The organism is uncultured Xylophilus sp. (assembly GCA_913776965.1).
Taxonomy (GTDB): domain Bacteria; phylum Pseudomonadota; class Gammaproteobacteria; order Burkholderiales; family Burkholderiaceae_C; genus Xylophilus.
Window position 1 is genome coordinate 1 of record CAJYQL010000135.1, and the last position, 9,315, is coordinate 9,315.

The following is a 9,315-nucleotide window of genomic DNA, read 5'->3' on the forward strand; positions in this document are numbered from 1 at the left end:
GCCTGCACCACCCAGCCGGGCGCCTGGTCCTGCGGCGCGACCAGCACCACCAGGTACTGCGTCGTGGCGGGCGGCGCCGCTTCGCGGCCGACGAGGACGGCCGCGAGGACCGCTGCGGCGGCGAAACCGCCGGCGGTCAGTCCGCGCCAGAGCGCGAGCGACTGCCACCAGCCGCCGGCCGGCCGGCGCGCCCGGTGCGCGTGTGACGGGCTCGCGGCGGGGAGCGCCGCGGGTGCGTCGATCACCGGCACGGCGGGCGCGTAGGCACGGTGCACCGCCGCCTGGCGGTCCACGCTGCGCGCGATGCGCGGCCAGAGGCGGTCCGACGGTTCTGCCGGCGGCGCCAGCCCGGCCAGCGGCGCGAGCCGTGCCTCCCAGGCATCGACCGCGGCGCGCAGGGCCGCGTCGTGCGGCAGCCGGGCCTCGACCGCGCGGCGGCCGGCTGCCGGCAGCGTGCCCAGCACGTATTCGCCGGCGAGGGTTTCGTCGTCGTCCATCGCGGGGAGGGCGTCGTGATCGTCGTCGCGGTTCATGCCATGCATCCTCTCAGCGCCTGCAGGCTGCGCTGGATCCAGGCCTTGACCGTGCCGAGCGGCGTGCCGGTGCGGGCCGCGATCTCGCCGTGGGAGCAACCGTCCACATAGGCGTAGAGGATGCAGTCGCGCCGGGCGGTGGGCAGCTGGCCGAGGCACTGTTCCAGACGGCCCAGGTCGGCGTGCCGCTCGAACGGATCGGCCTCCGCACGGTGGGTGTCGAGCGCGGCGGCGTCGTCGATCGCCGCCGTGGTGTCGTCGTCCACTGCGACCTCGCGGGCGCCGTCGCGCACCATGTTCAGCGCCGCGTGGCGCACCACGCTGTAGATCCAGCCGCGGGCTGCACCGCGCGACGGGTCGAAGGTCGCGGCCCGGTTCCAGATGCTGACGAAGGCGTCGTGCAGCACGTCCTCGGCCTGCTCGTGGCGGCGCACGATGCGCAATGCTACGCCGAGCAGCCGCCGGCTTTCCTGCCGATAGAGCCGCTGCAGCGCATCCGCATCGCCGCGGGCGCAGGCGGCAAGGGCCGCGTCGTAGTCGAAGGAGGCGTCGTCGGAAAGCAAGGTCGCGGGCAGGTCGGGCGAATGGAGTAGCGATGGTAGTCGCGCTACGCCAGCCGGCGAACCCCGCCCGGCCTGCCAGGGCACCCGCGGATCTGGCTCCGCCGGTCCGCCGGGTGCATCCCCTTCCCCGGAAGCAAGGAAAAAAGGGGGAGTGAGGACCGCGGCCCACTGTCTGCCTGCGCACACAGGGACGGGCCGAACAGCGACCGCCTTGGGCGATGGCCAAGCGCCGCCGCGCGGGAATGGGCCTTTTAAGCCGCCTTCCAGAAGATGTAGTCGGCCTGATACTTCACCGTGGCCTTCTGCCCCTTGTTGGCGGGCATGCAGGCGCTGGTCGGCGCCACGCCGCCCTGCAGGGCGACGCGCTGGATGTAGGTCACCCCGGTCATCGCACCGCTGCCCATCGCCGGATTGGCCTTGACCAGCTGGTACGGCAGGTTGCCGGTGCCGGCCGGGGCGACCGCGACCTGGGTGGCGGTCAGCTTGGAGCCGTCGGACGATTCCCAGGTGGCGGGCGGGCCGTAGTAGCGGCCGACGGTCCGGCCGGCACGGTCCTTCAGCACTGCCTCGGGGCCGACGAACACCCATTCCGTCTGGCCGGGCATGCCGGCCTTGTCGCGGCATTCGTAGGTGATGTCGCCGCTGCCCACGGTTTCCAGGGCGACGCGGTTGCCGGCGGGTACCTGCACCGCGGCGGGCAGGCTGGCCTGCGAGAACGGCGCGACGGTCATCGCCGAGCCCATGGGTGCAGAGGAGGACATGCTGCCGCATGCCGTCAGCAGGACGGCGGCGGACGCGGCGCCTGCGAGGGCCAGGGTGCGGGAAGGAACGAAAGTCTTGGACATGGTCTTCTCCTGAGTGACAAAAAAAGGGATTGGTGCGCAGCACGGACGCTCCGTGCCGCTGCAGGTACTACCCGCGGGCGGTGCATTCGGATGCACCCTGCCGAAAAAAAACCGTCCGGCACAGGACGCGGACGGCTCGGGCGCACGGAATGGGCGGATCAGCCGGCCGGCGGAATGCGCAGCTTCTGGCCCGGGTAGATCTTGTCCGGGTCGCTCAGCATCGGCTTGTTGGCCTCGAAGATCTTCGGGTACTTGTTGGCATCGCCGTAGTACTTCTTGGCGATGGCCGACAGGGTGTCGCCCTTGACCACGTCGTGGTACTGCGAGGCATCGGCCGGCGCGGCGACCGACAGTTGGTTGTCCACCTGGGTGACGCTGCTGACGTTGCCGGCGGCCAGGGCCGCCTTTTCGCTGGCTTCCTGCGTGGGCGCCTGGCCCTTCAGCGTGACGGTGGTGGAGGCGCCGTCGTAGGTGACGTCCAGGCCGGTGATGCCGAGCTTCTGCGCTTCGATATAGGTCTTGATGGCGGCGCCGGCCTTGGCGTTCAGGTCGCCGACCGATGCGGCAGGTACCGCGGGTGCGGACGGCGCCGGGGCGGCCGCCGCCGTGCCGTGGCCGAACAGTTTTTCGCCGGCGTCCTTGATGAAGCTGATGAGACCCATGGATGTCCTTGTCTGCGGAAAGAGGGTCTTTCAATCTAGCGAGCCCCGTGCAGCCGGATGTCAGAGGTTGTGAACGGCGCCGGGCGCCAGCAGTGCGGCCGGCGGTGCGATGCGGGCGCGGTTGCGGCCGGCACTCTTGGCGGCGTAGAGCATCGTGTCGGCGCGGCCGACGAGGGCGTCGGTGCCGGTGCCGGTGCCGTCGGCTTCCGGCGGGCCGCTCGCGGCGGCGCCGATCGAGACCGTCACCATCTGCAGTCCGTCGGGCCGCCGGGCATGCGCGAGGGCGGCCTGCTCGACGGCGGCGGCCAGGCCGTCGGCGACCTGCCGTGCACGGTCGGCGTCGCAGTCCGGCAGCAGCAGCGCAAATTCCTCGCCGCCATAGCGGTAGGCGAGACCGCCCTGGCATTCGGCACCGTCCCGCAGCAGCGCGGCGATGCGGCACAGGCAGTCGTCGCCGGCCGGATGGCCGTAGTGGTCGTTGTAGGCCTTGAAGTGGTCCACGTCGACGATGAACAGCGCGAAGCCGCCGAGCGTCTGCAGTTCGGCCAGCCGTTCCTCGAATCCGCGGCGGTTGAGGATGCGGGTCAGCGGGTCGGTGCGCGACAGCAGCCGCACCTGCTCGTGCGCATCGGCGAGGGCGACGCGGTTGTACCAGTCCAGCACCGACAGCAGGTACGCCCGGCGCGCCTCCAGGGTCGTGTGCCAGCTCACCGCCAAGCTGAAGCCGAGCATCGGCAGGTAGGCCACGCACAGCAGCGCGAAGAGCCGGGGATCCTGCTGATGGAGCCGCCAGGCGGGCTCGGCCATGACCGCCGTGATCGCCAGCGCGGACAGCGCGCCGCTGCGCCAGACCAGCCGGGCCCCGACGTTGCACAGCATCAGGAACACCGGGCTGGCGTACAGGTAGAAGCTGCCGTAACCGCTGGTGCTGCGCGTGGAGAGGTCGAAACTCAGCACGGCAGCCAGGACCACCGATACCTGCAGCACCGCGTCGGCCCGAAGCGGCTGCCCGGCACGCCGCAGCATCCACAGCCCCAGCGGCGCCATCGTCAGCACGAACACGGCGCGGTAGATCGCGGAGCGCACGGCCACGTCCGGCAGCAGGGCCAGGTCGGCGGTCCAGAGCAGCAGGAAGGCGCCCTGGCCGAGCAGCACCATCAGCACCAGGAAGGACCGCTGCTGCTCCAGCTGCTGACGGTAGTAGGCCGACCGAAGCGACACCGGCATCGGCGCCCGCCAGCGGTCGGTCAATGCCGTTGCGATCTGCGCGCGCAACGTGTCCGCCTGCGCCCCCGGGGGCGGCAGGTGGGGAAACGCGTGCTGGACGGCGGGCAGCGTGTTCACACGACCAGCGGCTCCTCGGCCATCGCCTCGGTCTGCTCCTCCAGCATGCGGACCTGGCCGCGCCAGTAGTCGCTGCTGCCGAACCAGGGGAAGTTGCGGGCGAAGGTCGGGTCGTCCCAGCGCCGCGCGAGCCACGCGCTGTAGTGGATCAACCGCAGCGTGCGCAGCGGCTCGATCAGCGCGAGTTCGCGGCGGTCGAAGCGGCGGACTTCCTCGTAGCCGTCGACCAGCGCGGCGAGCTGCCGGGTGCGCTGGCCGCGGTCGCCCGACAGCAGCATCCACAGGTCCTGCACCGCCGGGCCGCTGCGGGCATCGTCCAGGTCCACGAAGTGCGGCCCGCCGCCGGGCAGTTCCGCCGGTGTCCAGAGGATGTTGCCGGGGTGACAGTCGCCGTGCAGCCGGATCGCGGCCATCGGCAGCGGACCGTCCGGCGGTCCGTCGGCATAGGGATCGTTTTCGTCGTCGAAAACGGCTGCAGCGCAGGTGCCGAGGGCGCTGGCAGCTATGGATTCGATAGCGACGGCGCAGGCACGGTCCCAGTCGCCGCGCACGTCGAGCGGGATGAAGTCGTGCGACTGCAGCCAGTCGCGCGGCTCCAGCGCGAAGGTCTGCAGGTCGAGCGCCGGGCGCGCGGCGAACGGCCGGGCGGCGCCGACGGTGTGCAGCCGGGCGATGAAGCGGCCGGTCCATTCCAGCGTCTCGAAGTCGTCGAGGTCGGGCGCCCGGCCGCCGCGGTTGGGGCTGACGCTGAAGGCGAAGCCGGCATGGCGGTGCAGGGTGCGGCCGTCGATCGCGAGGGGTGCGACCATCGGCACCTCGGCCGCGGCGAGTTCGGCGGCGAAGGCGTGTTCCTCGGCGATCTGGGCATCGGTCCAGCGGCCGGGGCGGTAGAACTTGGCGACCACGAGCGAGCCGTCTTCCAGTCGCACCTGGTAGACGCGGTTCTCGTAGGAGGAAAGGGCGGTGAGCCGGCCGTCGCCGTGCAGGCCGACCGACGCCAGCGCGTCGAGCACCGTGTCGGGGCCGAGCGTGGCGTAGGGATGGAAGGCGGGAGGCGGCGGGGTGTCGGGCATCGGGCGATTGTCGTGGGCCCCGCCCCGCCGCGGCGGTCCGTCAGGCGACGGTGAGGGTCACCTCGATGTTGCCGCGGGTCGCGTTGGAGTACGGGCAGACCTGGTGGGCCTTCTCGACCAGCTTCTCGGCGGTGGCGCGGTCCATGCCCGGCAGGTGGATCGTCAGCGCGGCCTCGATGCCGAAGCCGGCGGGGATCGGGCCGATGCCGACCGAGGCGTCGATCGAGGCGTCGGCCGGGATCGCGATCTTCTCGGCGCCGGCGACGTGCTTCAGCGCGCCCAGGAAACAGGCCGAGTAGCCGGCGGCGAACAGCTGCTCGGGGTTGGTCGCGCCGCCGGCGCCGCCGAGTTCCTTCGGCGGTGCCAGCTTCACGTCCAGCAGGCCGTCGGAGCTTTTGGCCTTGCCGTCGCGGCCGCCGGTGGAAGTGGCGTGGGCGGTGTACAGAACTTTGTCGAGCTTCGTGGTCATGGTCGTTCCTTCTTCGGGGACAGGGGGAGAGACGCCGTGCCGGCGGATGCCGGCGCAGCAGGGGAAAGGAAAGCCGCGGCCGCCGTCGCTGCGGCGACGCGGTCGCGCAGCCGGCCGAGTTCTTCGGTCAGCGCAAGCAGTTCGGGCACGCTGCAGGCGGTTGCCTGCACCACGCAGGGCGGTACGGTGGCGGCCTCGGCCTGCAGCGCCCGGCCGGCGGGCGTGAGGTACATGCGGACCCGGCGCTCGTCCTCGGCATCGCGCTCGCGGCGCAGCAGGCCGGCCGCTTCGAGCCGCTTGAGCAGCGGCGTGAGCGTGCCGGAATCCAGCCGCAGGCGTTCGCCAAGCCCCGAGACGGTGAGGCCGTCTTCCTGCCACAGCACCAGCAACGCCAGGTACTGCGGATAGGTCAGCCCGAGCGGATCGAGCAGCGGCTTGTAGAGCTTGGTCATCGCCAGCGATGCCGAATACAGCGCGAAGCAGACCTGGTGGTCGAGCTGCTGCAGATCGGTGGTCACGTTGGGCATGGGCTGAATTCTATGTCGCAATTAAATTGCGTGCAATTATTTATGCAAGTCCCGGTCGGTCGGAGGGGCACCGCGGCGCACTCGCTCGCCGCGGGTCCGAGCGTCAGGCGGCGCCGGTGACGCCGTCCAGCACCATCCGGACCTTGCGGGCGAGGTCGCCGAGGCGGTAAGGCTTCTTCAGTACGTCGAAGGCCGAGTCCTTGGTGGTTTCTAGTTCGAGCTCGTTGGCCGCGTAGCCGGTCGTCAGTAGCACGTGGATGCCCGGCACGCGGCGTTGCACTTCGCGGGCGAGCGCGAAGCCGTTCATGCCGCCCGGCATGATCACGTCGGAGAACAGCAACTGCGGCGCCTGTTCGGGCAGCAGATGGTCCAGCACCGACAGCGCCTGCTGGCCGGTGTGCGCCATGTGCACCTGGTAGCCGAGCCCTTCAAGCATGTCGCGGGCCAGTTCGGCCACCTCGGGCCGGTCGTCCACCACCAGGATGGTCTCGCTGCCGCCGCGCTCGCGGGGCCGGACGTTGTCGGGTGTGTCCCGCTTGACGCCGTCCTTCGACACCGGGAAATAGAGCCGCACCGTGGTGCCGAGATCGACTTCCGAATAGATGGTCGCAGCGCCGCCGGACTGCTTGGCAAAACCGTGCACCATCGACAGGCCGAGCCCAGTACCCTTGCCCTCCTCCTTGGTGCTGAAGAACGGCTCCATCACCCGCGAGATCATCTCCGGGGGAATGCCGCAGCCGGTGTCGGTGACCGAGATCGCGACGTAATGGCCGGGCTGCAGGCCGGAGAAGCTGGTCACGTCCTCCGGTCCGATGTACTGGTTGTGCGTCTTGATCACCACGCTGCCGCCGTCGGGCATGGCGTCGCGCGCATTCACCAGGATGTTGAGCAGGGCCAGCTCCAGCTGCGTGGTGTCGAGCTTGCAGTTCTCCAGGTCCGGCGCCAGCACGGTGCTGATCTGCACGTTGTCGCCGAGCGCCCGGTCCACCATGCTCGACAGGCTCTCGATCAGCTTGTTGAGGTTGACGGTGCGGCCGTCGAGCCGCTGCTTGCGCGAGAAAGACAGCAGTTGCTGCGTCAGGCTCGACGCCTTGCCGATCGCGGTGCGGATGTGGCCGAGCGAGCGCTGCGCCACCTCGTTGGTCAGGCTGTCGCGGGCGATGCGGGCCTGCAGCATGTCCACGTGGCCCGACATCACCTGCAGCAGGTTGTTGAAGTCGTGCGAGATGCCGCCGGTGAGCTGGCCGAGCGATTCCATTCGTTGGGCGTGCGACAGGGCGGCTTCGGCGTCGCGCCGGCGGCTCACGTCGAGCTGCGAGGCAAAGAAATAGACCAGCTCGCGTCGGTGGTTGTAGACCGGCGAGACGAACAGCGCATTCCAGAAGGTCGAGCCGTCCTTGCGGTAGTTGAGGATCTCGACCGTGATCTCGCGCCGCTCGGAAATCGCCTCGCGGATCGCGGCGACGGTGGTGCGGTCGGTCTCGGCGCCCTGCAGGAAGCGGCAGTTCTGGCCGAGCAGTTCCTCCACGCCGTAGCCGGTCATGGAGGTGAAGGCGCGGTTGGCGAAGACGATCGGGTTGTCGTGCTGGCGCGGATCGGTGACCAGCATCGGCATGCGGGTGGTCTCGATCGCGGCGAAGAACATGTCGTCGCGGGGCTCCTGTAGCGACGACGGCATGGCCGCAGCGTCGGAAACCTCGGGGCTGCGGCCCGGGATGTGCGGCTTTTCCTGGATGTCCATTCTGGGTGGTGTCAAGGCTGGGCAGGATTTAGCGGATGAGGTTAGCCCAGCGCGACGATCGGAGCGCCCCCGGATCGGCGCCCCGTGTGTAGGACGACATGCCGTATCGCCGGGCGGCCGCTACCGCCGGGGCTTTCGACATGGCCCCGTCGGCGCAGATCAGTAGGCGTACACGCCCTGGCCGGTCTTGCGGCCGAGGCGACCGGCGGCCACGTATTCCTTCAGCAGCGGACAGGGCCGGTACTTGGAATCGCCGAATTCCTGCAGGTACACCTCCATCACCGCGAGGCACACGTCCAGCCCGATCAGGTCCGCGAGTGCGAGCGGCCCGATCGGCTGGTTGGTCCCGAGCTTCATGCCGGTGTCGATGTCCTCGGCGGTGGCCACGCCCTCGGCCAGCACGAAGAAGGCCTCGTTGATCATCGGCACCAGGATGCGGTTGACCACGAAGCCCGGCGCGTTCTTCACCGAGATCGGCGATTTGCCCAGCCGCTCGGCCAGCGCCTTGACCGCGTCGTGCGTCGCATCGCTGGTCTGCAGGCCGCGGATCACCTCGACCAGCGCCATCATCGGCACCGGGTTGAAGAAGTGCATGCCGACGAAGCGGTCCGGCCGTTGCGTGGCGGCGGCGAGCTTGGTGATCGAGATCGACGAGGTGTTGGACGCGAGGATCGCCTCGGGCGCGAGCAGCGCGTCGGCCTGGCGCAAGATCTTCAGCTTGAGTTCGTGGTTCTCGGTCGCCGCCTCGATCACCAGCTGTGCGGCCTGCAGCGCCGCATAGTCGGTGGCGGTGGCGATACGCGCCAGTGCGGCGTCCTTGTCGGCCGCGGTGAGCTTCTCCTTCTTGATCAGCCGGTCCAGGCTGCCGGCGACGGTCGCCAGGCCTTTCTGCACCGCGGCGTCGGAGATGTCGACCATCACCACGTCGAGGCCCGCCACCGCGCAGGCCTGCGCGATGCCGTTGCCCATGGTGCCCGCGCCGATGATGCCAACGGTCCGAATATCCATTGCCTGTACTCCTGTGTGTCGTGGATGCGTGAAGGAAGAAGAAAAAAGCGAGCCGGTCAGCCGCGGAAGCGCCGGCGCGTCAGCGCCAGCGCGATCCAGAAGGCGACCACCGCATAGGCGGCGAGGACCGTCACGTGCCGCAGCGCGTCTTCCGGCCAGCGGTCCATGAACAGCGGCCGCACCAGCGCGACCGCGTTGGCCAGCGGCAGCCAGGCGGCCACGGCCTGCACCGCGCGCGGCAGCTGCTCCAGCGGGAAGAAGACGCCCGAGAGGAACATCATCGGCGTCATGAACAGCGTGAAGTAGTAGGTGAAGAAGTCGTAGCCCTTGGCCAGCGCGTTGAAGATCAGCGCGATGCACGCGAACACCACGCCGGTCGCGGCCAGCACCACCAGCGCCACCGCGAGCTTCGGGCTGTGGCTGATCTGCAGCGCGAGCATCACCAGCAGGATCGCGCACACCGTGAAGAACGCCTTGAATGCGGCCCACAGCATCTCGGCGAACAGGATGTCGTCGAGCCCGACCGGCGCGTTCATGATGCCGTCCCAGG

Annotated in this window: 9 protein-coding genes and 2 pseudogenes; all 11 read right to left on the reverse strand. The window is 69.9% G+C overall.

Going from position 1 to position 9,315, the window contains the following annotated elements; translation table 11 throughout:
• Positions 1-533: pseudogene (locus QZ500_RS19400) on the reverse strand (hypothetical protein); the annotation flags it as partial.
• The gene (locus QZ500_RS19405) at positions 530-1,096 is read right to left on the reverse strand and encodes a sigma-70 family RNA polymerase sigma factor (protein WP_295857744.1); all 567 of its coding nucleotides are present in this window, start codon (positions 1,094-1,096) and stop codon (positions 530-532) included. The gene QZ500_RS19405 and the pseudogene QZ500_RS19400, both read right to left, overlap by 4 nt.
• Before the next feature lie 251 nt (positions 1,097-1,347).
• The gene (locus tag QZ500_RS19410; protein WP_295857746.1) at positions 1,348-1,941 is read right to left on the reverse strand and encodes a DUF3455 domain-containing protein; all 594 of its coding nucleotides are present in this window, start codon (positions 1,939-1,941) and stop codon (positions 1,348-1,350) included.
• A 158-nt stretch (positions 1,942-2,099) separates the two neighbouring features.
• A complete protein-coding gene (gene lysM / locus QZ500_RS19415; protein WP_295857747.1) occupies positions 2,100-2,603 on the reverse strand; it encodes a peptidoglycan-binding protein LysM in 504 nt (167 codons plus the stop codon).
• 60 nt (positions 2,604-2,663) lie between these two features.
• A complete protein-coding gene (locus QZ500_RS19420; RefSeq protein ID WP_295857749.1) occupies positions 2,664-3,947 on the reverse strand; it encodes a GGDEF domain-containing protein in 1,284 nt (427 codons plus the stop codon).
• Positions 3,944-5,020: a serine/threonine protein kinase gene (locus QZ500_RS19425; RefSeq protein WP_295857751.1), complete on the reverse strand. Its 1,077-nt coding sequence runs from the start codon at positions 5,018-5,020 to the stop codon at positions 3,944-3,946. The genes QZ500_RS19420 and QZ500_RS19425 overlap by 4 nt, the downstream gene beginning before the upstream one ends.
• A 40-nt stretch (positions 5,021-5,060) precedes the next feature.
• Complete coding sequence (locus QZ500_RS19430; protein ID WP_295857753.1) at positions 5,061-5,489, reverse strand: organic hydroperoxide resistance protein; 429 nt, start codon at positions 5,487-5,489, stop codon at positions 5,061-5,063.
• Between the two features lie 92 nt (positions 5,490-5,581).
• Positions 5,582-6,016 (reverse strand): annotated as a pseudogene (locus QZ500_RS19435) (MarR family transcriptional regulator); the annotation flags it as partial.
• Between the two features lie 103 nt (positions 6,017-6,119).
• Positions 6,120-7,757 (reverse strand): histidine kinase famiy protein, encoded by a 1,638-nt coding sequence (locus QZ500_RS19440; RefSeq protein WP_295857755.1) that lies wholly within the window; start codon positions 7,755-7,757, stop codon positions 6,120-6,122.
• 159 nt (positions 7,758-7,916) lie between these two features.
• Complete coding sequence (locus QZ500_RS19445; protein ID WP_295857757.1) at positions 7,917-8,765, reverse strand: 3-hydroxybutyryl-CoA dehydrogenase; 849 nt, start codon at positions 8,763-8,765, stop codon at positions 7,917-7,919.
• A 56-nt stretch (positions 8,766-8,821) separates the two neighbouring features.
• A partial coding sequence (locus QZ500_RS19450) for an ABC transporter permease (protein ID WP_295857759.1) occupies positions 8,822-9,315 on the reverse strand: 494 nt, incomplete at its 5' end.